Origin of the sequence: Acidovorax sp. 62 (assembly GCF_002754495.1) — a bacterium.
GTDB lineage: Bacteria > Pseudomonadota > Gammaproteobacteria > Burkholderiales > Burkholderiaceae_C > Acidovorax.
Genome location: NZ_PEFJ01000001.1, coordinates 1,999,366 through 2,021,918, shown reverse-complemented (window position 1 = coordinate 2,021,918; position 22,553 = coordinate 1,999,366). Strand labels below are relative to the sequence as shown.

19 protein-coding genes, 4 tRNA genes and 1 rRNA gene are annotated in these 22,553 nt (G+C 58.7%); 10 read left to right on the top strand and 14 right to left on the bottom strand.

The window, feature by feature from the left end; genetic code table 11:
* Positions 1-27: 27 nt before the first annotated feature.
* From CLU86_RS08985 to CLU86_RS08960, 6 genes are read right to left on the bottom strand one after another with little or no spacing between them, the layout of a single operon-like run.
* Complete coding sequence (locus CLU86_RS08985; protein WP_099741378.1) at positions 28-621, bottom strand: TIGR00730 family Rossman fold protein; 594 nt, start codon at positions 619-621, stop codon at positions 28-30.
* Positions 614-1,024, bottom strand: a complete 411-nt coding sequence (locus tag CLU86_RS08980) for a diacylglycerol kinase (RefSeq protein WP_099655748.1) — start codon at positions 1,022-1,024, stop codon at positions 614-616. Before CLU86_RS08980 ends, CLU86_RS08985 begins: the two co-directional genes overlap by 8 nt.
* A 49-nt stretch (positions 1,025-1,073) precedes the next feature.
* Positions 1,074-1,613: an RDD family protein gene (locus CLU86_RS08975; RefSeq protein WP_099741377.1), complete on the bottom strand. Its 540-nt coding sequence runs from the start codon at positions 1,611-1,613 to the stop codon at positions 1,074-1,076.
* A gap of 12 nt (positions 1,614-1,625) precedes the next feature.
* Positions 1,626-2,507 (bottom strand): DUF3106 domain-containing protein, encoded by an 882-nt coding sequence (locus CLU86_RS08970; RefSeq protein ID WP_099741376.1) that lies wholly within the window; start codon positions 2,505-2,507, stop codon positions 1,626-1,628.
* A gap of 32 nt (positions 2,508-2,539) precedes the next feature.
* The gene (locus CLU86_RS08965) at positions 2,540-2,986 is read right to left on the bottom strand and encodes a DUF3619 family protein (RefSeq protein WP_099741375.1); all 447 of its coding nucleotides are present in this window, start codon (positions 2,984-2,986) and stop codon (positions 2,540-2,542) included.
* Positions 2,983-3,552 (bottom strand): RNA polymerase sigma factor, encoded by a 570-nt coding sequence (locus CLU86_RS08960; RefSeq protein WP_099655744.1) that lies wholly within the window; start codon positions 3,550-3,552, stop codon positions 2,983-2,985. The genes CLU86_RS08965 and CLU86_RS08960 overlap by 4 nt, the downstream gene beginning before the upstream one ends.
* Before the next feature lie 284 nt (positions 3,553-3,836).
* Here CLU86_RS08960 and CLU86_RS08955 point away from each other — a divergent pair, with 284 nt between their 5' ends.
* The 6 genes from CLU86_RS08955 (at position 3,837) to CLU86_RS08930 (ending at position 11,457) form a co-directional block, all read left to right on the top strand.
* Positions 3,837-5,621, top strand: a complete 1,785-nt coding sequence (locus CLU86_RS08955; RefSeq protein ID WP_099658673.1) for an acetolactate synthase 3 catalytic subunit — start codon at positions 3,837-3,839, stop codon at positions 5,619-5,621.
* A gap of 138 nt (positions 5,622-5,759) precedes the next feature.
* Positions 5,760-6,251: an acetolactate synthase small subunit gene (gene ilvN, locus CLU86_RS08950; RefSeq protein ID WP_007857867.1), complete on the top strand. Its 492-nt coding sequence runs from the start codon at positions 5,760-5,762 to the stop codon at positions 6,249-6,251.
* A 159-nt stretch (positions 6,252-6,410) separates the two neighbouring features.
* Entirely contained in the window at positions 6,411-7,427 is a 1,017-nt protein-coding gene (gene ilvC / locus CLU86_RS08945) for a ketol-acid reductoisomerase (RefSeq protein WP_099741374.1), read from the top strand.
* A gap of 207 nt (positions 7,428-7,634) precedes the next feature.
* Positions 7,635-8,468: a CDP-diacylglycerol--serine O-phosphatidyltransferase gene (gene pssA, locus CLU86_RS08940; RefSeq protein ID WP_099655743.1), complete on the top strand. Its 834-nt coding sequence runs from the start codon at positions 7,635-7,637 to the stop codon at positions 8,466-8,468.
* A gap of 207 nt (positions 8,469-8,675) precedes the next feature.
* Positions 8,676-10,214, top strand: coding sequence for a 2-isopropylmalate synthase (locus CLU86_RS08935; protein WP_099741373.1), 1,539 nt, complete (start codon positions 8,676-8,678; stop codon positions 10,212-10,214).
* A gap of 115 nt (positions 10,215-10,329) precedes the next feature.
* The gene (locus CLU86_RS08930) at positions 10,330-11,457 is read left to right on the top strand and encodes a serine hydrolase (RefSeq protein WP_099741372.1); all 1,128 of its coding nucleotides are present in this window, start codon (positions 10,330-10,332) and stop codon (positions 11,455-11,457) included.
* A gap of 153 nt (positions 11,458-11,610) precedes the next feature.
* Here the strand turns inward: CLU86_RS08930 and CLU86_RS08925 are convergent, their stop codons facing one another.
* The 8 genes from CLU86_RS08925 to CLU86_RS08890 all read right to left on the bottom strand — a co-directional run bounded on the left by CLU86_RS08925 (position 11,611) and on the right by CLU86_RS08890 (position 18,712).
* On the bottom strand, positions 11,611-12,441 hold the full coding sequence (locus tag CLU86_RS08925) for an IclR family transcriptional regulator (protein WP_099741371.1): 831 nt from the start codon (positions 12,439-12,441) through the stop codon (positions 11,611-11,613).
* A 294-nt stretch (positions 12,442-12,735) separates the two neighbouring features.
* A complete protein-coding gene (locus CLU86_RS08920) occupies positions 12,736-13,479 on the bottom strand; it encodes an arginyltransferase (RefSeq protein ID WP_099655739.1) in 744 nt (247 codons plus the stop codon).
* Between the two features lie 10 nt (positions 13,480-13,489).
* Positions 13,490-14,230, bottom strand: a complete 741-nt coding sequence (gene aat / locus CLU86_RS08915) for a leucyl/phenylalanyl-tRNA--protein transferase (protein ID WP_099655738.1) — start codon at positions 14,228-14,230, stop codon at positions 13,490-13,492.
* Between the two features lie 122 nt (positions 14,231-14,352).
* A tRNA-Asn gene (locus CLU86_RS08910) sits at positions 14,353-14,428 on the bottom strand.
* A 49-nt stretch (positions 14,429-14,477) separates the two neighbouring features.
* Positions 14,478-14,553, bottom strand: a tRNA-Asn gene (locus CLU86_RS08905).
* Between the two features lie 82 nt (positions 14,554-14,635).
* Entirely contained in the window at positions 14,636-15,049 is a 414-nt protein-coding gene (locus CLU86_RS08900; RefSeq protein WP_099741370.1) for a YbaN family protein, read from the bottom strand.
* Between the two features lie 119 nt (positions 15,050-15,168).
* Positions 15,169-16,452 (bottom strand): O-acetylhomoserine aminocarboxypropyltransferase/cysteine synthase family protein, encoded by a 1,284-nt coding sequence (locus CLU86_RS08895; protein ID WP_099741369.1) that lies wholly within the window; start codon positions 16,450-16,452, stop codon positions 15,169-15,171.
* A 226-nt stretch (positions 16,453-16,678) separates the two neighbouring features.
* Complete coding sequence (locus CLU86_RS08890; protein WP_099741368.1) at positions 16,679-18,712, bottom strand: U32 family peptidase; 2,034 nt, start codon at positions 18,710-18,712, stop codon at positions 16,679-16,681.
* Between the two features lie 296 nt (positions 18,713-19,008).
* Between CLU86_RS08890 and CLU86_RS08885 the strand changes: the two genes are divergently transcribed.
* The 4 genes from CLU86_RS08885 to CLU86_RS08870 all read left to right on the top strand — a co-directional run bounded on the left by CLU86_RS08885 (position 19,009) and on the right by CLU86_RS08870 (position 22,531).
* Complete coding sequence (locus tag CLU86_RS08885) at positions 19,009-20,082, top strand: branched-chain amino acid ABC transporter substrate-binding protein (RefSeq protein WP_233195238.1); 1,074 nt, start codon at positions 19,009-19,011, stop codon at positions 20,080-20,082.
* A gap of 644 nt (positions 20,083-20,726) precedes the next feature.
* Positions 20,727-22,255 (top strand): 16S ribosomal RNA (locus CLU86_RS08880).
* A 91-nt stretch (positions 22,256-22,346) separates the two neighbouring features.
* Positions 22,347-22,423, top strand: a tRNA-Ile gene (locus tag CLU86_RS08875).
* 32 nt (positions 22,424-22,455) lie between these two features.
* A tRNA-Ala gene (locus CLU86_RS08870) sits at positions 22,456-22,531 on the top strand.
* The last annotated feature ends 22 nt before the right edge of the window (positions 22,532-22,553 follow it).

Here is a 22,553-nt window from a genome sequence, read left to right as displayed (position 1 = left end):
TTTGCCCTAGGGCGCTGCTCAACAAGCTCAGATGACCGAGCGCAGCGGGGTGGGGGCCTGGTCGGGTCCCGATGCCTGCACGAGATTGCACAGCAGGGGCTCTGCCGATGTGTCGGCCTGCAGCAGTGCCATCTGCCAGTCCCCCATAAAGCCACTGGCCACGCTGGTGCGCAAAAAGGCCAGCAAACCGTCGTAGTAGCCCGCCACGTTGAGCAGGCCCAGGGGCTTGCCGTGGTAGCCAAGCTGGCGCCAAGTCCACACCTCAAACAGCTCTTCAAACGTGCCAATGCCACCCGGCAGCGCAATAAAGGCATCACTGCGTTCGGCCATCATGGCCTTGCGCTCGTGCATGGTTTGCACAATGTGCAGTTCATCGCACTGGCGATTGGCCAGTTCCTTGTCCACCAAGGCTTGCGGGATAACCCCGACCACACGGCCCCCTGCCAAGCGTGTGGCCTCGGCCACCACACCCATGAGTCCGCCGCGCCCGCCGCCATAAACCAACTGCCCTCCATGCTCGCCAATCCATTGCCCTACTGCTTGGGCGGCTTGGGCAAATGCGGGGTTCTCGCCGGGACGGGAGCCGCAATACACACAAATGGAAAAAGCGGGGCTAGCCATGGAAGAACCTTTGAAAGAGGGCGGCGGCCCAGATGCCACCACAGAGCAAGAGCGCCAACAGCACCGCAGCGCTGCCCATGTCCTTGGCGCGTTTGGACAAATCGTGCCACTCGGGGCCAATGCGGTCGATGGCTGTTTCAATGCCTGTGTTGAGTAACTCCACGATCATCACAATGATGACCGACCCCGCCAGCAGGGCTACCTCTACCCATGACTTGCCCAGCCAGCAGGCCACTGGCAGCAGCACAATGGCCGCGAGGGCTTCTTGGCGGAAGGCGGTTTCCTGCCAACCGGCCTTCAGGCCTTCGATGGAATAGCCTGCGGCGTGCCATACCCGGTTCAGGCCCGTGCGGCTTTTTTGGAGGTTGGCGGGGTTGGAGGAGTGGGGTGGCGTGGATGGCATGCGCAGGGATGTGTTAACCAGGCGCGCATGGATGCGCGCAGCTGGGTTTTTATTTTTTCGCTTGGACAAAATGCACCAGACGGGTGCCTGCCAATGCATCGTGCCAGAACTGCTGGGTGGGGTGGAATCGGCTCAAAATGGCCCACACGGCCACCCAGCCTGCCAGCAGCACCAGCACTTCCAGCACTGGAATGCCGGTGGAGTAAGCCGCCAACGGAGGCAAAAACCACACCCAACAGAGCACGTACCGCAGCAGGGCGCGTGTTTGTGTGATGGCTTGGCCAGAGGGGCTCACCACGCGGATGTGCCAGGTTTTTTGCGCCAGCGTTTGCCCTTTGGCCCAGAACCATGCGAAGTAGATCCCAAACACGATGAACAGAAAGCCCATGCGCAGGTAGCGATTGTCCAGTGCATGGCGAGATTGGCTGAGCGTATCAAACAGATACGACGCAATGAATACAACACCAAACATCAAGATGCCCTCGTACAGCCAGCAGGCCATGCGCCGCTTCAGGCTGGGGGCTTGCTGTGAGGCGGAGGCGAACGGAGACGAAGGCTGGGGCACAGTGAAATCAGGACGGGCGGACATGCCGCAAGCGTATCACTGCGGTTGGTAGCCCAGATCTTCGGGGCGAGCGGGCGCGGTGGCAGGCTCTGGTGCACTGGATGTGGGGGCCAGCGGTGGCAGGGACGAGCCCGTTGCCGAAGGAATGGTGACGGGATTTGTCTCAACGACCACCGGTGCTGAAGGGCTGGAGGCGGCATCCGAGGGTGTCGCCACGGCTGCAGGTGTAACCATGGGGCGGGGCGTGTGCGGGTCCACCGGCGTGATTTTGGGCGGGTTGGCGCGTGCCGGGCCTGCCTGCGTTGCGGCTGGAACCTTGGCCAGCTTTTGCGGGGCCACCGGCCGCAAGGCGGTGGCCGCACCTGCGGGTTTGGCGGGCGCATCTGCCGCCAAGAGTCGTTTTTCTTCTTCGCTCAGGGCCTGGTAGGCCTCCCACTGTGCCCGTTTTTCGCTGGGGTCCAGGCGTTGCGCATCGGCGTAGTTCAATCGCGCCTGGCTGCGCTGGCGTCCACTCAAATTGGCCCACTCGGTCATCCGGTTGTGGAGTTTTTCCTGCTCTTCGGTCGGAAGGGCTGCAAAGGTTTGGGACAGAGCCAGCCAGCGGCGTTTTTGGCTCTCGCTCAATACCGCCCAGCGCTCTGCCAATGGGTAGAGGGCCAATTTTTGCGGTGTGGTCAGGGTTTCCCAGCCGGGTCCGGAGGCAATTTCAGAAAGCGTGTCCGGGGTGCGGTCCGCGTTTGCCATGTTCGCCGGGCGTGCATTGATGGGCTTGGGATTGGGAGCGGGCAGCAGCGTACTGGGCGCCATCAGCACATATTGCGCCACTGGAAAGCTGCCTGCCGCCACGGCGCCCAAAAGCACCAAAGCCAGCACGATGGCTGGCATGTTGGTGGGCGCAACGGTCTTGTCTGTGTGCATGCAGGGCGCGTAGTGTGGGGTATCCGGCAGGGTCAGTTGCGCGCGGTGGCCGAAGTTTTGAGGAATTGCATGAAACCAGGATCGGTATAGGCCTCTGGCGGCAAGTCATCCGTCAAAAGGGCGGCATCCACTTCGGCCACTTCATTCAGGCCATTTTCATCTTGCGCGATGTTGATAGCGAAAAGTCCAATCACCAGTGCCATCAGGGGAATGGCCGACACCATGGCATTCCACCAGCCGCCATCGCCGCCGCGACCCAAAATCGCGCTAGAGCCAGATCGCAGAACGACCGGCGCAGGCGCTGCCTTGCGGACAGGCGCAACCACCTTGCGCTTGGCCAGGGCTTGCACGCGTGCCGCGCGCAGGCGTTCGGTAATGTCGTAAGGCAAGTCATCGGTGCCCTGCGCCATTCTGGCCGCAATGCGGCGCGCAAATTGGTCTGCAGCTGCTTCGGTAGCGTGGTTTGGTGCGGTGTTCATAACTCGATTCCTTTGGCCTTCAGTGCCTTGCTCAGGGTCTGGATGGCTCTGAAGCAGTGCGTTTTCACGCTGCCTTCTGAGCAACCCATTGCGGCAGCTGTTTCTGCAACATCCATTTCTTCCCAGTAACGCATGAGGAATGCTTCCCGTTGACGTGCTGGCAATTCTTGGATCTCTGCCTCAATTTCCCGAAAGGTCTGTGCTCTGGTGGTCTCGTCTTCTGCACTTGCGGCACGCTCACCGTTGTCGGGGCCTGAGTATGCCTCTAGCAGATCAAAATCCATGCCATCTTCGCCGGGGCCTTCGAAGTCGCTCATGTTCGAAAACAGTGCGTTGCGCGTTTTTTGGCGTCGGAACCAGTCCAGGGTGCAATTGGACAGGATGCGCTGAAAAAGCATGGGCAACTCTGCGGCGGGCTTGTCCCCATAGTGCTCCGACAGCTTGAGCATGCTGTCCTGCACGATGTCCAGGGCCGCTTCCTCATTGCGAACGTGGTAAAGCGAACGCTTGAAAGCGCGCTTTTCTACACTTTTGAGGAAATCGGAGAGTTCTTGTTCAGTTGCCAAGACAAATGGGCCCGGGAATGGTGCGCGATCTGCGACCAAAAGGAGGGTCTACGAAGCTGCGCAGCTTTCGATTATCGCATTTTTGATGTTTTTTTTGAAATGCATCGTGTGTATGTGTGTTGCAGTGCGATAATCTGAAAGCAATTCAAAAGGCAAACGGGTCACGGTCCGGCGCGGTAATCATCCCGCCCATGTCCTTGGCCTCAAGTTCCAAGCTGGCTTCACAAGAGCACTCGCAAGGAGCACCCAAGGTTTTTCGTCAGAGAAATTCACAAAGGTTGATCATGGAAATTTCCAAAGCAGAACTCAACGTGGCCGCTGCCGCCGCGCAAGCCTCCACCGCTGGCTCGCTGGAGCTGATGGGTTCCGAGATTCTCGTCAAATCGCTGCAAGCAGAGAATGTGCAATACATCTGGGGCTACCCCGGTGGTGCTGTTCTCTACATCTACGACGCCCTCTACAAGCAAGACACCATTCAGCACGTTCTGGTGCGCCATGAGCAGGCTGCTGTGCATGCCGCTGATGGCTACGCCCGTGCCACTGGGGAAGTGGGCGTGGCGCTGGTGACTTCGGGTCCTGGTTTGACGAATGCCGTGACTGGCATTGCCACGGCGTACATGGACAGCATCCCCATGGTCATCATCTCTGGTCAGGTGCCCACAGCGGCGATCGGACTGGATGCCTTCCAAGAATGCGACACGGTGGGTATTACCCGCCCCATCGTCAAACACAATTTTCTGGTCAAAGATCCCCGCGATCTGGCCATGACGCTCAAAAAAGCGTTCCACATCGCACGCACAGGCCGTCCGGGGCCTGTGGTGGTGGACATCCCCAAGGACGTTTCCTTCAAGAAGGTGCCTTACACGGGCTACCCGCAGAGCGTGGAAATGCGCTCTTACAACCCTGTGCGCAAGGGCCACAGTGGTCAGATCCGCAAAGCCTTGCAACTGCTGCTGGCGGCCAAGCGCCCCTACATCTACACAGGCGGCGGTGTGCTTTTGGGCAACGCCACCAACGAGTTGCGCACGCTGGTGGACATGCTGGGTTACCCCGTCACCAACACGCTGATGGGCTTGGGTGCCTATCCTGCTTCAGACCGCAAATTCCTGGGCATGCTGGGCATGCACGGCACCATCGAAGCCAACAACGCCATGCAGAACTGCGATGTGTTGCTGGCGGTGGGGGCGCGCTTTGATGACCGAGTGATCGGCAACCCCAAACACTTTGCCCAGAACGACCGCAAGATCATCCACATCGATATCGACCCCTCCAGCATCTCCAAGCGCGTGAAAGTGGATGTGCCCATCGTGGGCGATGTGAAGGATGTGCTGACCGAGTTGATCTCCATGATCCGCGAGAGCAGCACGCGTCCCGACGCAGGTGCCCTGTCTGCATGGTGGGACACGATCGAGGCCTGGCGCAGCCGCAACTGCCTCAAGTACGACATGGGCTCGCCCGAGGTGATCAAGCCGCAGTACGTGGTGGAAACGCTCTGGAACATGACCAAGGATGCGGATGCCTACGTCACGTCCGATGTGGGGCAGCACCAGATGTGGGCGGCGCAGTACTACCGGTTTGACGAGCCACGCCGTTGGATCAACTCCGGTGGCCTGGGCACCATGGGTGTGGGCATTCCTTACGCTATGGGCATCAAGCTGGCCAAGCCGGATTCTGAGGTGTTCTGTATCACGGGTGAAGGCTCGGTGCAGATGAATATCCAGGAGTTGTCTACCTGCCTGCAGTACAACACGCCGATCAAGATCTGCGCGTTGAACAATCGGTACCTGGGCATGGTGCGCCAGTGGCAAGAGATCGAATACTCGGGCCGCTACAGCCACAGCTACATGGATGCGCTGCCTAACTTTGTGAAACTGGCAGAGGCCTATGGTCACGTGGGCTTGCTCATCGAGCGCCCTCAGGATGTGGAGCCCGCCTTGCGCGAAGCCCGCAGGCTCAAGGACCGCACGGTGTTCCTGGACTTCCGTACCGATCCCACGGAGAACGTGTTCCCCATGGTGCAAGCCGGTAAGGGCATTACCGAAATGTTGCTGGGGTCGGAAGACCTTTAAGCCAAATCGGCCTCCAGCGCTTATTTGACAAGCGCTAGCAGCTATCTAATGGATAGCATTTCTTGACGAATCTATTGCCTGCCAAGTCTGCGCATTACCGTGCGCAGGGGAGGGCAGCGAAAAGAGGAATCCATCACCATGAAACACATCATTGCCGTTTTGCTGGAAAACGAACCCGGTGCGCTGTCGCGCGTCGTGGGTCTTTTCTCTGCCCGTGGCTACAACATTGAATCTCTCACCGTGGCCCCCACAGAGGATCCATCGCTTTCGCGCATGACGATCCAGACCACGGGTTCCGACGACGTGATCGAGCAGATCACCAAGCACCTGAACCGCCTCATCGAAGTGGTCAAGGTGGTCGATCTCACCGAAGGCGCCTACACCGAGCGCGAGCTCATGATGGTGAAGGTGCGTGCGGTGGGCAAGGAGCGCGAGGAGATGAAGCGCATGGCCGACATTTTCCGTGGCCGCATCATTGATGTGACCGAGAAAAGCTACACCATCGAGCTGACGGGCGACCAGTCCAAGAACGATGCGTTCCTGCAGGCCATTGACCGCACCGCCATTCTCGAAACTGTCCGCACTGGTGCCAGTGGCATTGGCCGCGGCGAGCGCATTCTGCGCGTGTGACGGATTGGCCTTCGACCGGTTTGCATCGTGGGGTAGCGTGCTGTGCCAAAGCACCGTCTGCGACTCCCCGCCTAGCCAGCCGGCCGAATTCAAATCCGATGTAAGACAATCGACTGTTTAGTTTTCAACCCCTACAACGTATTTCAACCGGAGCGACCCATGAAAGTTTTCTACGACAAAGACACCGACCTGAGCCTGATCAAGGGCAAGACCGTGGCCATCATTGGTTACGGCTCGCAAGGTCATGCCCATGCACAAAACCTGAACGACAGCGGCGTGAAGGTCGTGGTCGGCCTGCGCAAGGGCGGTGCCTCGTGGGACAAGGTTGGCAAGGCTGGCCTGAACGTGCTGGAAGTCAACGATGCGGTGAAGGCGGCCGACGTGGTCATGATCTTGCTGCCCGATGAAGACATCGCAGCCGTGTACAAGAACAACGTCGAACCCAACATCAAGCAAGGCGCTTCGCTGGCCTTTGCCCACGGTTTCAACGTCCACTACAACCAAGTTGTGCCCCGTGCCGACCTGGACGTGTGGATGGTCGCCCCCAAGGCCCCAGGCCACACTGTGCGCAACACTTACACCCAAGGCGGCGGCGTGCCCCACCTGGTCGCAGTGCACCAAGACAAGTCCGGCAAGGCCCGTGACCTGGCCTTGAGCTACGCTGCTGCCAACGGCGGTGGCAAGGCTGGCATCATCGAGACCAACTTCAAGGAAGAAACCGAGACCGACCTGTTCGGCGAACAAGCCGTGCTGTGCGGCGGTGCGGTGGAGCTGATCAAGATGGGTTACGAAACCCTGGTCGAAGCCGGCTACGCTCCTGAAATGGCCTACTTCGAGTGCCTGCACGAGCTCAAGCTGATCGTGGACCTGATCTACGAAGGCGGCATTGCCAACATGAACTACTCGATCTCGAACAACGCCGAATACGGCGAGTACGTGACTGGTCCTGAAGTGATCAACGAGCAATCGCGCGCCGCTATGCGCAATGCGCTCAAGCGCATCCAGAATGGCGACTACGCCAAGATGTTCATCCAGGAAGGCCGCCTGAACTACCCATCGATGACAGCCCGCCGTCGCAACACGGCCGAGCACAGCATCGAAAAGGTGGGCGGTCAACTGCGCGCCATGATGCCCTGGATCGCCAAGAACAAGCTGGTCGACCAGACCCGCAACTGATTCTTCCGGTGTGAAGCATCCAAAGGCCACCTCGGTGGCCTTTTTCATTGGCGCCGTCGGCAGGGTTGGCAGAGGCTACACTGCCTCTTTCGTCTGGCTGGCGGAGGTGGTCTGGCGATAGGTGTGGCGCTTTCGCGTCCTTGGATTGATTTGCTATAAATATAATAGCTGTTTGCGCTTGCCTATAAAGCGCTGGAGGTCTGTTTGATGCATGATGGCAATAAGCCCAGCGACAACGCCGGTGTCATGGTTCGCAAGCGTCGCAAGGGCATTTACATCCTGCCCAATCTGTTCACGCTGGCGGCGTTGTTCGGTGGCTTTTATTCCATCGTCATGGCAATGAATGGCCGCTTCGATATGGCTGCCGTGGGTGTTTTTTGTGCGATGGTGCTGGACAGTCTGGATGGGCGGGTCGCTCGGATGACCAACACCCAGAGCGCGTTTGGCGAGCAGATGGACTCGCTGTCTGACATGGTGTCGTTTGGTGCCGCACCGGCTTTGATTGCCTATGAGTGGTCGCTGCAAGGCCTGGGACGTTGGGGTTGGATTGCAGCGTTTGTGTACTGCGCCTGCGCCGCGCTGCGCTTGGCGCGCTTCAACGTGAACACCGGCGTGGTGGACAAGCGCTATTTTCAGGGGCTGCCTTCACCCGCTGCGGCGGCCTTGGTGGCTGGCTTTATCTGGCTGATGACCGAGTTGGGCGTGCATCCAGGCGAAGATGCATGGCTGAGTTGGTCGCAGATCACCTGGGTGATGTTTGCGTTCACCCTGTACTCAGGCCTCACCATGGTGACCAATGTGCCGTTTTACAGCTTCAAAGATATCCAGATGAAAAAGAGCGTGCCCTTTGCCGCCATCGTGTTGATTGCGCTGGGTATTGCCATCATCAACATCCACCCACCGATTGTGCTGTTTGGCGTGTTTGTGTTGTACGGCGTGAGTGGCTATGGCGTCTACGCATGGCGCAAAGCCAAAGGGCAGCACAGCAGTGTGATCAGCACCTCTACCGATGAGCCGGACGAGCGTGGACTTCACAAGTGAAAGTGCCCGTGGTTGTGGACTTGTGCTACATTGCAACGCATGAATATGTTCGCTCTGGCTCTACTGCTACCTCCCCACGGGCGGAGACAGTAGGCGCACGCGCACACTTTTCCACAAAGGCCCGTATGCACCCGCAGCGGGCCTTTTTCATTGGGCGACAGTTTTTGAGCGTTGCGGGCTAACCCCACCAGTACCAGGAGAAACGACATGGCAGACAAACTCATCATTTTTGACACCACCTTGCGCGATGGCGAGCAATCCCCCGGCGCGTCCATGACCAAGGACGAGAAGCTGCGCATTGCGCGCCAGCTGGAGCGCCTGAAGGTGGATGTGATCGAAGCCGGATTTGCTGCCAGCTCCAACGGCGACTTTGAGGCGGTGCAGGCGATTGCCAATGCCATCAAGGACTCCACGATTTGCTCGTTGTCGCGTGCCAACGACCGCGACATCGCGCGCGCTGCAGAGGCGCTCAAAGGGGCCAACTCCGCTCGCATTCACACCTTCATCGCAACGTCTCCATTGCACATGGAGAAGAAGCTGCGCATGACACCCGAGCAAGTGCTGGAACAGGCCAAGCAGTCTGTGCGATTCGCACGCAACCTGGTGGCCGACATTGAATTCAGCCCCGAAGACGGCTATCGCAGCGAACCCGACTTTTTGTGCCGTGTGCTGGAGGCCGTGATTGCCGAGGGCGCCACCACCATCAATGTCCCGGACACCGTGGGTTATGCCATTCCAGAGTTGTACGGTAACTTCATCAAGACGTTGCGTGAACGCATCCCGAACAGCGACAAAGCCGTCTGGTCGGTGCATTGCCACAACGACTTGGGCATGGCGGTGGCCAACTCGCTTGCCGGTGTGAAGATTGGCGGTGCGCGCCAAGTGGAGTGCACGATCAATGGCCTGGGTGAGCGCGCAGGCAATTGCTCGTTGGAAGAAGTGGTCATGGCGATCAAGACGCGCCGCGACTATTTCAACCTGGATCTTGGCATCGACACCCAGCACATTGTGGCGGCCAGCCGCATGGTGAGCCAAACCACGGGTTTTGTGGTGCAGCCCAACAAGGCTGTGGTGGGCGCGAATGCCTTTGCGCACGCATCGGGCATTCACCAGGATGGCGTGCTCAAGGCCCGTGACACCTACGAAATCATGCGCGCGGAAGATGTGGGCTGGAGTGCCAACAAGATTGTGCTGGGCAAGCTCAGCGGCCGCAATGCATTCAAGCAGCGGCTTCAAGAGCTGGGCGTGAGTCTGGACAGTGAGACAGAAATCAACACGGCCTTCACGCGCTTCAAGGAGCTTGCCGATCGCAAGAGCGAGATTTTTGACGAGGACATTCTGGCCCTGGTAAGCGATGAAAGCGTGACCAGCGAGCGCGAGCAGTACGGGTTTGTATCACTGTTCCAGCAAAGCGAGACGGGTGAACAGCCCAGGGCGCGCGTCGTTTTCACTGTCGACGGCACCGAAGTGCATGGCGAGTCGGTCGGCAATGGCCCTGTGGACGCCTCGTTGAAAGCCATTGAGTCCCACGTCAAGAGTGGCGCAGAGATGGTGCTGTATTCGGTCAACGCTATCAGTGGATCGACAGAGAGCCAAGGCGAAGTGACGGTGCGATTGCAGAACAGCGGCCGGGTTGTGAATGGGGTGGGGGCGGACCCGGACATCGTGGTGGCTTCCGCCAAGGCGTACCTGAGCGCTCTGAACAAGTTACAAAGTAAAGCGGACAGGGTGGCAGCGCAGGGTTGAGTAAGCAATTTATAATTCAACCAATTTCATTAAAAGTCGTGCAAGGTATTGATCTTGCGCGACTTTTTTTGATTCTGTACACTGCAACACATTTACTAACGTTTGGAGCACTTGGATGCACCATCGCCTTCGCACCGCAGTGAGCCGGGCTCTCTCTGTAATCAGCCTTGTTGTCATCAGTTCTGCGTTGGTGGCTCCGGCAGCCGATGCCGCTGAGCGCAAGCGTGTGACCGTCAAAAAAGCGGCCCCTTCCGCGACGGCTGCTACCAAAAAGACGGCAGACACTCGCCGTGTTGCGGCTGTGTCGCGCACTGCCGACCGTCCCGCCAAGGGGCGAACCCGCGTTGCTGCGCTAGCTGCCGAGCGTTCTTCCAAGGCGCAGGCCGCATCGCGCGCCGCTATCGTGCCTGCCAAGTTGTCGTTTGGCCAAATGGCCGGACTGCACGAGGTCTCCGATCCTCTGGACCTCAAGTCCAGCGTGGCTCTGGTGATTGATCAGGACACCCATGAGGTCCTGATCAGCAAAAATGACCATGCCGTGTTGCCCATTGCCTCGCTGACCAAGCTGATGACTGGCTTGATCATCAGCCAGGCGCACCTGCCCATGGATGAGCCCATCACCATCACGCAAGATGATGTGGACACTGAAAAGGGCAGCCGCTCCCGTCTGAGCGTTGGCACCACGCTGACCCGTGGCGAGATGATGCATCTGGCCTTGATGTCTAGCGAGAACCGCGCTGCACATGCCTTAGGGCGTACCTACCCTGGTGGGCTGAGTGCCTTTGTGGGCCTGATGAATGCCAAGGCGCGCGCTATTGGCATGGCCGATACGCGTTACGTTGAGCCTACGGGGCTGTCCAGCCAAAACCAATCCAGTGCCCGTGATTTGGCCACCTTGGTCAATGTGGCCCATGGCGACCCTATGCTGCGCGAGCTTTCCACATCACCCAGCTACGAAGTGGCGGTGGGGCGCAAGACGCTTCAGTACAACAACACCAATGGTCTGGTGAAAAATCCCACATGGGATATCGGGCTGCAGAAGACGGGTTATATCTCTGAAGCTGGGCGCTGCCTGGTCATGCAGGCCGAAATAGCAGGTCGCAAGTTGATCATGGTGTTTTTGGATTCTGCGGGTAAGTTCAGCCGCCTGGGTGACGCAGAGCGTGTGAGGCACTGGGTGGAGTCCGCTTCATCGTTTGGTGGCAGTGGCTCTAAAGTCGTGGCGAAGGGTGAGCACGGCTGAGCGTTGCGAGGGGGAGTCTTCCCCGACTTGGGATTCATTGAGTTGAGCCTGTGCGCTGAGAGCGGCAGGCTCAATTCATTTGTTATCGACCATTTTTGCTTTGCATTCCTTGCCACTGCGCACTGATGATGCCCATGGATGTGGGGCGCGCGCTCAGCCTTTGGTGCGGACGATGGTCTGTTGTGGTGTTGCCAGTGATTGGTTGCGCTCTGGTGAGTAGCCCAGAGCCAACGAGATTTCTTGGGCCGTCGATTGAAGTTTGGCAAGCCAGCCCTCATCCAGTCGGTCTGCGGGGGCGGAGATCGAGAGGCCTGCCACCAGCTTGCCCTGGTCATCGTAGACCCCAGCGGCCATGCACCTCACCCCCAGTTCCAGCTCCTCATTGTCCCGGGCAATCCCATATTGGCGCGCCTTCGCGAGTTCTCTCTCAAGGATGGGCAACTGGGTAATGCTGTTGCGGGTGTGGCCTGCCAGACCTGTGCGGGTGGCGTATGCTCGTACACGCTGTGGGTCGTCCAGCGCAAGGAACAGTTTGCCGGTAGATGTCAGATGCAGAGGGGCTCTGCCGCCAATGGCCCGGACCACCTGCATGCCTGAGCGCTCGCTGTAGGCTCGCTCGATATAAACAATCTCGTCGCCCTGCCGCATGCTCAGGTTCACGGGTTGCTGGATCAGTTTGTGCAAATTGCGCATAGGGGCCAGCGCCGCATCGCGCACACTCAACCTGGCTTTGACCAGGTTACCGAGCTCTAGCAGGCGCATGCCCAACCGGTAGCTGCCAGACTCTGGTCTGTCTACAAACCTGCCGATGGTCAGGTCATTCAAGATGCGATGGGTGGTGGATGGGTGCAACCCTGTCTTCTCGCTGATCTCTTTAAGAGAGATCGCGTCCTCTCGTGAGGCCAGGACATCAATCAACGTGAACATGCGTTCGAGCACCTGAACGCTGGGCTTTGCTGGGACGTCGGGGTCTGATTTTTTCATGGGCGGTAATGCAGCATATGCCGTGGCATCTTACCTTGTGAAATGCGAAGCGAAGGCCCTGTTTGGCTGGGCATTTGTTGGCAATTTCTCAAGGGGCGCGCTGCAGTCTTTGCGGTACGGGGGCAAAGTGCGATGTGCAGTGAATACACGGCGAATAGCTTGGGCTGAAATGGTGCATGGGATTCAAACCTGGGGGCTCCTAAGGCTTGAACGGGCAGGCGCTTCAAAGAGGCATTTCACCCATTCCTGCCGATTGCGTTTCAGCGCGTCCTCTTGCGAGGCCGCCCATAGGCTTCAGAGGCTGCCTGTGCGTTGCCAGCCTTGGTCTTCCAGGGTTTCGTGGGGCATGAAGCGAGCCTTGTAGTTCATTTTTTGGCTTTGCTCGATCCAATACCCGAGATACACGTAGGGCAAGTGGAGTGCCCGGGCTTGCTCTATTTGCCACAAGACGTTGTAGGTGCCATAGCTGCAGTTGGGCTCTGGCTCATAAAACGTGTAAACGGCAGAGATTCCGTCGTCTAGCACGTCCAGTATGGACACCATTTTGAGGGCCCCTGGATTGCCATCCGGCATGGGTTCTCTGAACTCTACGAGGCGGGAGTTCACCCTGCTTTGCAGCAGGAATTGGGTGTATTGGTCAATATTGTCCTGGTCCATGCCGCCACCCGCATGTCTTCCTTTTTGGTAGCGTTGGTACAGCTGGTAGTGCTCTGGCACAAAGCAAAGCCGAAGCACTTGGGCCTGAAGCGCTATGTGGCGAGCGTGAGCACGTTTTTGGCTTCTGTCGGGCTTGAACTCTGCTGCCAAAACCCGCAGGGGCTTGCATGCATGGCAGCCATCGCAATACGGTCGATAGGTGAACATACCGCTGCGCCGAAACCCTTTGGCCACCAAGTCGGAGTACAGCGTGTTCTGAATCAGGTGGCTGGGGGTTGCGACCTGAGAGCGTGCCAGTCGATCTGGGAGATAGCTGCAAGGGTAGGGCGCTGTCGCGTAGTACTGCAGGGCTTGCAGTGGGAGTTCGTTCAGGTGCGTCATGCCGGGATGGTCAGTTGGGCAACAACTGTGACCAGTATACGGACTTGAACTCCCATGGGATCTCTGGCTGTCTGTGCAGCTTTTGAATGCCCGTAAGGAACAGGTCTCGGGGCATCTCCTTGGCACCAAGCGATGCCAAGTGGCGGGTGTTTTGCTGGCAGTCAATCCACGGAATTCCATGCTCGCGCGCAATGCAGACCAGTGCCGCCAGCGCAATTTTTGAGGCATCGGTGGCATAGGCAAACATTGACTCTCCAAACACAGCCTTGCCCAAGGCGATGCAATAAAGGCCGCCCACCAGTTTTCCGTCGATCCAGGTTTCTACACTGTGGGCGATGCCTTCGTTGTGGAGTTGTTCGTACGCTTGCACCATGGATGGCAAGATCCATGTGCCGCTTTGGCCGGTGCGTTCGCGGGTGGCGCAGGCATGGATGACGGAGGAGAAGGCGCTATCGACTCGAATGGAGCAGTGGGGGGCATCGCGAAATTTGCGCAATGTCTTGCGCAGAGAGGGGTGCAGTTTGAAGTCGCTTGTATTCAAAACCATGCGTGGGTCGGGAGCCCACCAGAGAATCGGCTGCCCTTCGCTGAACCAGGGGAAGGTGCCTTGCGCATAGGCCTTGCGAAGGGTGGATGTGTTCAGTGCGCCACCTGCAGCGAGTAGTCCGGGGGCTGGGGTGCCCATTCCCCATGCGCAATCCGGAGTGGGCATGGGATCATTGGGTTCTAGCCAGGGTAGGTGTGATTCCATCGGGCGAAGGGGGTTTGTGCGGGAATGCGGGAAGTATTGCCGGATGATCGAAGAATAATGGAATGCGTGCAGCAGCGATGGGGCAAAAAAAAACCCTGCACCGTGGGGTGCAGGGTTTATATTGGCTCCTCGACCTGGGCTCGAACCAGGGACCTACGGATTAACAGTCCGGCGCTCTACCGACTGAGCTATCGAGGAATAATCGGTATGTATTGCTTTACTTAGATGTGTAAAGCATTTGAATTCTTGGCTCCTCGACCTGGGCTCGAACCAGGGACCTACGGATTAACAGTCCGGCGCTCTACCGACTGAGCTATCGAGGAACAAGACTTAGATTATATACATAAAAATATCGCTATTTCAACACGTCGAGCACTTTGTGCAAAAACAAGGTGCAGGCCAGGCTCAGGGCTCAGGCCTTCTCCACAGCCAAACGAGTACCACCACCATGCATGTGATGGCTGTGGCCGCAGCCCAGCGTGCTGTGTGGCTGAGTAGCAGGATCACGGTGCTGGATGACATCACTGCGGTCGCAGCCCATTTGGCGTGGCGGCTGACACAACCTCCATTGGCCCAGTTGCGCAGCATGGGGCCAAACAGGCGGTGATTCCACAGCCACCGATACAGGCGCGGCGAGCTTTTGCCTGCGGCCCAGGCCGCCATCAAAATGAACACCGTCGTGGGCAAGCCGGGAATAAAGATACCCAGAATGCCCAGCCCCAAATTGGCCAAAGCAAAAAGCAGAAGTAGCCACCGGACGACGAGAGGCAAGGGCCTTGGTTGGACCGGAACTGCTTCGCTTTTTCTTTGAGGCTCCATTGGCGCATTGTGCATGCCTGCACAGCACGGGCTGCGTTGACACACAGCCCCTGCTCAAGGCCCTTGGTCGCAGGCCGCGGTTGTGATGCTTTCGTGCGAGTTGAGTCGCTGTGAGGGTGCTAAACCTTGTCCAGCGCCTGCACCAAGTCCGCCTGCAGGTCGTCGATGTGCTCGATGCCCACCGACAGCCGCACCATGCTCTCGCTCACGCCCGCCTTGGCCAGCTCTTCGGGGTTGAGCTGGCGGTGCGTGGTCGATGCGGGGTGTGTGGCCAGCGATTTCGCGTCGCCGATGTTCACCAGGCGGGTGAAGAGTTGCAGCGCATCCAGGAAGCGCGCACCGGCCGCCCGTGGGTCGGCGTCGGTGCTCCTGAGCCCGAAGCTCAGGATGCCGGATGCCTTGCCGCCGGATTGCCGCTGCACCAACGCGTGGTCCGGGTGGTCCGGCAGGCCCGCGTAGCGCACCCATTCCACCTTGGGGTGGCTTTGCAGGTATTGGGCCAGCGCCAGTGTGTTGTCGCAGATGCGGTCCATGCGCAGGGCCAGGGTCTCGATGCCTTGCAGGATCAAGAAGGCATTGAGCGGTGCCAGCGCCGCACCGGTATTGCGCAGCGGCACCACGCGCGCGCGGCCGATGAAGGCGGCGGGGCCCAGGGCTTCGGTGTAGACCACGCCGTGGTAGCTCACGTCGGGCTCGTTCAGGCGCGGAAAGCGGGCCTTGTGTTCGGCCCATGGGAACTTGCCGCTGTCCACGATGGCGCCGCCCACGCTGTTGCCATGGCCGCCCAGGTACTTGGTGAGCGAGTGCACCACGATGTCGGCGCCGTGCTCGATGGGGCGCAGCAGGTAGGGGCTGGGCACCGTGTTGTCCACGATCAGCGGGATGCCGTGCGCATGGGCCACATCGGCCAGCGCGCGGATGTCGGTCACGTTGCCCAGCGGGTTGCCGATGGACTCGATGAAGATCGCCTTGGTGCGCGCGTCGATGTGCTGCGCAAAGCTGGCCGGGTCGCGTGGGTCGGCAAAGCGCGTGGTGATGCCCTGCTGGGGCAGCGTGTGCGCAAAGAGGTTGTAGGTGCCGCCGTAGAGCGTGCTGGCCGACACGATGTTGTCGCCCGCCTCGGCAATGGTCTGGATGGCGTAGGTGATGGCCGCCATGCCAGAGGCCACGGCCAGCGCCGCAATGCCGCCTTCGAGCGCCGCGACGCGCTTTTCCAGCACGTCGGTCGTGGGGTTCATGATGCGGGTGTAGATGTTGCCCGGCACCTTCAAATCGAACAGGTCCGCGCCGTGCTGCGCGCTGTCGAAGGCGTAGGCCACCGTTTGGTAGATGGGCACGGCCACGGCCTTGGTGGTGGGGTCGGGCGAGTAGCCTGCGTGGACGGCAAGGGTTTCGATCTTCATGCGGAGGGGTCTCCCGTTGGGTGGAATGAGAAAGCTGACACGGGCGCCTGCGGCACGGTGTGCACGCAGGCGGCAGCGGCCATTCTTGCACCGGGACGGTGCGCATGGGTCGAATCGTTGGCTATGAGCTTATGCGCTCAGCGCAGGCTGACCGCAGGCGCGTTACGGCCTGCGAATATTGAATAAAAAATGCCTGTACCGTTTGATAGATAAGCGCCAGCAGCTACTATTTCGATAGCGAATTGCCCGTAGGCCGCGCGCGGTAGAACTGCAGCGGCACGGCCAGCGCCTCTGTCTCCTTGGCGTGCTGGTTGAGCACCGACTTCTTCATCTTGCCCACCACGTGCATCTCGCACGGCTTGCAGTCAAAGCGCAGGGTGAGTTTTTCCTTGCCGTTGATCAGCATCAGCGGCTCGGCCTTGATGGTGCCCTGCACGCCCGTCACGCCCTTGGCCTGCTTGGGGCACAGGCTCATCGAAAAGCGCACGCAGTGCTTGGTGATCATGAGGCTGACTTCGCCTTCCTCCTCGTGCGCTTCATACGCCGCAGCTATCACCTTCACGCCGTGGCGCACATAGAAGTCGTGCGCCTTCTGGTTGAACACGTTGCCCAGGAACGAGAGCGTGTCTTCGGGGTAGGGCACGGGCGGCTCCACCGGCACCGCGCGCTGCAGGCGTGCAAAGTTGCGCGCGCGGCAGTCTTCAAGGTCGGCCAGCGCGTCGCGGCGCAGCGCGTTGAGCACCGACGCGGGTACGAACCAGGGCTCGGACAGCTGCAGCACGATGTCGTGCACTGCAAAGATGGTGGCGCCGAAGCGGCCCAGCTGTTCGCGCAGGCTGGCTTCGGCTTTGGCTGCATCGGTGGCGCTCTGGTGAGCATGTTGCACGTCGGCACAGCCCACGTTGCCGTCTTCGTCCGTCAGCATCAGGCTGAAGCCGGCAGCCCTCTCGCTCAGGTGCGCCCACAGGCCGATGCGGCGGTCGCTGGACTTTTTCTCCAGCGTGCGCACCCAGTCCATGTCGCGGTTGCGGTTGACCTCAGTGCCCTTGCGCAGGTCTTTGAAGCCGTCCATCGGGTCCTTGGGGTACACGCGCCACTGGCCCACGCTGCGCGCGAACACGGGCTCGGCCACGTTGATGGCCATGCCCACCAGTTCCTTGTGCAGGTCGTAGTAGCACAGGCCGTCGCCGTTGTGCAGCACGGTGGCGGGGTCGCTCACCTCCAGCTCGACAAAGTCCGGGCCCACCTTGGTCACCCAGCCGATGGCCTGGCCCGGGTTCTTGGGGGTGTCGAACGCGCCGATGTCTTCCTTGCGGCCGGTCACGAAGTAGTCGGTGAACTCGCGGTTGAAGTTCTGCAGCGGGTCGGGCGTGAAGGTGAAGGTGGTGGCGCCGCTGGACGAGCGCGACAGCGGCCGGCCTGCACTCTCGCGCTCTTCCAGAATCTCGTCGATCAGCGTGCGGTAGTGGGCGGTGATGTTCTTCACGTAGCCCATGTCCTTGTAGCGCCCTTCGATCTTGAAGCTGCGCACCCCGGCGTCGATGAGAGCGCGCAGGTTGTCGCTCTGGTTGTTGTCCTTCATGGAGAGCACGTGCTTGTCGTGCGCGATGAAGCGGCCCTGCGCGTCCGTCACCTGGTAGGGCAGGCGGCAGGCCTGGCTGCAGTCGCCCCGATTGGCGCTGCGGCCGGTCTGCGCATGGCTGATGTTGCATTGGCCGCTGTAGGCTACGCACAGCGCGCCGTGGATGAAGAACTCGATGTTGGCCCGCCCCGGCGCATCCACCGGCCCCAGCGCCTTGTGCACCGCGGCGATCTGCTGCACCGTGAGCTCGCGCGCCAGCACGATCTGCGACAGGCCCGCGTCCTGCAGGAAGCGCGCCTTCTCGGGCGTGCGGATGTCCGTCTGGGTGCTGGCGTGCAGCTGGATGGGCGGCATGTCGGCAAGCGCCAGCAGGCCCATGTCCTGGATGATGAGCGCATCGGCTCCGGCCTCGTACACCTGCCAGGCCATGCGGCGCGCGGCTTCGAGTTCGTCGTCGCGCAAGATGGTGTTCAGGGTGATGAAGATGCGGCTATTGAACCGGTGCGCGTGCTTCACGAGGCGCTCGATGTCCCGGATGTCGTTGCCCGCGCCGGCCCGTGCGCCGAAGGCGGGGCCGCCGATGTAGACGGCATCGGCGCCGTGGTTGATGGCTTCGATGCCGATGTCGGCGTCGCGCGCGGGCGACAGCAGTTCAAGCTGGTGGGGCAGGAGGGACATAGGTAGCGATTATCCCAGGGAGTGTCTGAGGAGACTCAATGCCCTTTTGCATGCCCTTGGGTCGCCTCTACTATCAGGCACTTTAATGGTGCAGGAATGCTGCGTTAGCGTGGCCTCAACTTGGGCTGTATGAATACAGCGGCTGTTATGCTCGGCGCGCTGTGCGCCCCAAACCAGTGCGTTCGGCTGTTTCACTGACTCTGGAGATTCTCACTGTGTCGCGCTCTTCTCTGCCTCTTTTCTCCCTCTCCGCCCTGGCTGCTGTTGCTGTGGGCTCGTTGATTTCTGCGGGGGCTATGGCCCAGGATGTGCAGGTGGTCAAGATTGCCCATGCGGGGCCCGTCTCTGGTGGCATTGCCCACATTGGCAAAGACACAGAAAACGGTGTTCGTCTTGCGATTGATGATTTGAATGCCCAAAACCTCGTGATTGGTGGCAAGAAGATCAAGTTCGAGATTGCTGCCGAGGACGATGCAGGGGACCCGCGTCAAGCTACCGCCGTGGCTCAAAAGCTGTGTGATCAGCGTGTAGCCGGTGTGGTCGGTCATCTGCAGTCAGGAACGTCCATTCCAGCCTCGGCCATTTATGCCAAGTGCGACTTGCCCCACATCACGGCCTCTGCGTCAAACCCCGATCTGACGAAGCCTGGGCACAAGACCACCTTCCGTCTGATTGCCAATGACAATGCGCTGGGTGCCGCCTTGGGATTGTTTGGTGCAGACCATTTGAAAATCAAATCAGTGGCGATCATTGATGACCGCACGGCCTATGGCCAAGGTGTCGCTTCGGTTTTCAAGGCCACGGCGCTGCAAAAGGGGCTGAAAGTTGTGAGCGAAGAGTTCACAAACGACAAGGCGACGGATTTCATGGCCATCTTGACGTCCATTAAGAACAAGAAGCCTGATGCCATTTTTTATGGAGGGCTGGATGCCCAAGCTGGGCCCATGTTGCGTCAGATGGAGCAGTTGGGTCTTGGGGACGTAAAGTTCTTTGGTGGTGACGCACTGTGCACCGAAAAGCTGCCAGAGTTGTCGGGCAAGACCCCTGCGCTCAAGAACGTGACTTGCGCCACGGGTGGGGCTTCGATTGGAAAGATGCAGGGTGGCGCCGAGTGGAAGAAGCGTTATGACGCTAAGTTCCCTGACCAGTTCCAGATATACAGCCCTTACGCGTATGACGCAGCCATGGTGTTGGCGGATGCCATGAAGCGCGCTAACTCGGTGGACCCCAAAGTGTTTGTCCCGCTGATTTCCAAGGCAGAGTACAAGGGCGTCACTGCGAACATTGCTTTCACAGCCAAGGGCGAGTTGACTACCCCTGCTGTGACGCTTTACACATACAAAGATGGAAGTCGCGTTGCTCTTAACTGATTGAAGTACATTCCGCTACGAACGACCGCCTCGGCGGTCGTTTCTGTTTCTGGTCACTATTGGCGGAGGTCCCTGAAGCGATGCTTGTTTTCTTGTAGTCGGTGGCTGCCGCCGGATGAGCAACGGTTTGAGTGAAGATGTGGGATGCAGAGGATTGATGTTTTGTCCAAAAACCTTCGTTTGCTTGATTTGTGCTCTAAAACGGTGCTATGATAGAGGGCTTCGCTACTGAGACGGTTTAGATTGTTGAGGTAGCGAAGGGGGTTGCAGAAAGTTAGGTTTTTGTTGTCGGCGGGTTAAAAGCTGTTGTACAATCTAAGGCTGCGCTAAATGCGGTGGTTGTTCTGAAAAGAGTGATTGCTGCAAACTGCAAAGACCCTAAAGTTTGACAGGACTTTAAAACCTGTGCTAGAATTCAAGGCTCAGCTGATTGCAGCTAAGTCGGGAAAATAAAGAAAACTTCGGTTGCTTTGTGATCCGGTTCATTAAAAATATACAGCCGATAAGCGTGGGCGTTTGATGGCGAGTGCCAAGTTCTTTGGAACTAGTGCTTAGCACTACAAACGCTCATGAGAATAGAAGTGAAGTTCACTTCAATTCCGTTTTTATGAGTTAAGTCGAAAGACTTTAAATTTATCAAGATCGAACTGTAGAGTTTGATCCTGGCTCAGATTGAACGCTGGCGGCATGCCTTACACATGCAAGTCGAACGGTAACAGGTCTTCGGATGCTGACGAGTGGCGAACGGGTGAGTAATACATCGGAACGTGCCCGATCGTGGGGGATAACGAAGCGAAAGCTTTGCTAATACCGCATAAGATCTAAGGATGAAAGCAGGGGACCGCAAGGCCTTGCGCGAACGGAGCGGCCGATGGCAGATTAGGTAGTTGGTGGGATAAAAGCTTACCAAGCCGACGATCTGTAGCTGGTCTGAGAGGACGACCAGCCACACTGGGACTGAGACACGGCCCAGACTCCTACGGGAGGCAGCAGTGGGGAATTTTGGACAATGGGCGAAAGCCTGATCCAGCCATGCCGCGTGCAGGATGAAGGCCTTCGGGTTGTAAACTGCTTTTGTACGGAACGAAAAGACTCTGGTTAATACCTGGGGTCCATGACGGTACCGTAAGAATAAGCACCGGCTAACTACGTGCCAGCAGCCGCGGTAATACGTAGGGTGCAAGCGTTAATCGGAATTACTGGGCGTAAAGCGTGCGCAGGCGGTTATATAAGACAGATGTGAAATCCCCGGGCTCAACCTGGGAACTGCATTTGTGACTGTATAGCTAGAGTACGGTAGAGGGGGATGGAATTCCGCGTGTAGCAGTGAAATGCGTAGATATGCGGAGGAACACCGATGGCGAAGGCAATCCCCTGGACCTGTACTGACGCTCATGCACGAAAGCGTGGGGAGCAAACAGGATTAGATACCCTGGTAGTCCACGCCCTAAACGATGTCAACTGGTTGTTGGGTCTTCACTGACTCAGTAACGAAGCTAACGCGTGAAGTTGACCGCCTGGGGAGTACGGCCGCAAGGTTGAAACTCAAAGGAATTGACGGGGACCCGCACAAGCGGTGGATGATGTGGTTTAATTCGATGCAACGCGAAAAACCTTACCCACCTTTGACATGTATGGAATCCTTTAGAGATAGAGGAGTGCTCGAAAGAGAGCCATAACACAGGTGCTGCATGGCTGTCGTCAGCTCGTGTCGTGAGATGTTGGGTTAAGTCCCGCAACGAGCGCAACCCTTGCCATTAGTTGCTACGAAAGGGCACTCTAATGGGACTGCCGGTGACAAACCGGAGGAAGGTGGGGATGACGTCAAGTCCTCATGGCCCTTATAGGTGGGGCTACACACGTCATACAATGGCTGGTACAGAGGGTTGCCAACCCGCGAGGGGGAGCTAATCCCATAAAGCCAGTCGTAGTCCGGATCGCAGTCTGCAACTCGACTGCGTGAAGTCGGAATCGCTAGTAATCGCGGATCAGAATGTCGCGGTGAATACGTTCCCGGGTCTTGTACACACCGCCCGTCACACCATGGGAGCGGGTTCTGCCAGAAGTAGGTAGCCTAACCGTAAGGAGGGCGCTTACCACGGCAGGGTTCGTGACTGGGGTGAAGTCGTAACAAGGTAGCCGTATCGGAAGGTGCGGCTGGATCACCTCCTTTCTGGAAAACTGCATTCAATATTGAACGCCCACACTTATCGGTTGTTGGAACAAGCTGCTGACTTGCGAAGTCATTCGCAAGAAGGCGGAATGGGTCTGTAGCTCAGCTGGTTAGAGCACTGTGTTGATAACGCAGGGGTCGTTGGTTCGAGCCCAACTAGACCCACCATATTCCAATAGACGGATACGTGAGAGGAAACTGGGGGATTAGCTCAGCTGGGAGAGCACCTGCTTTGCAAGCAGGGGGTCGTCGGTTCGATCCCGTCATCCTCCACCACCAACAAGCATCGGACTTCAAC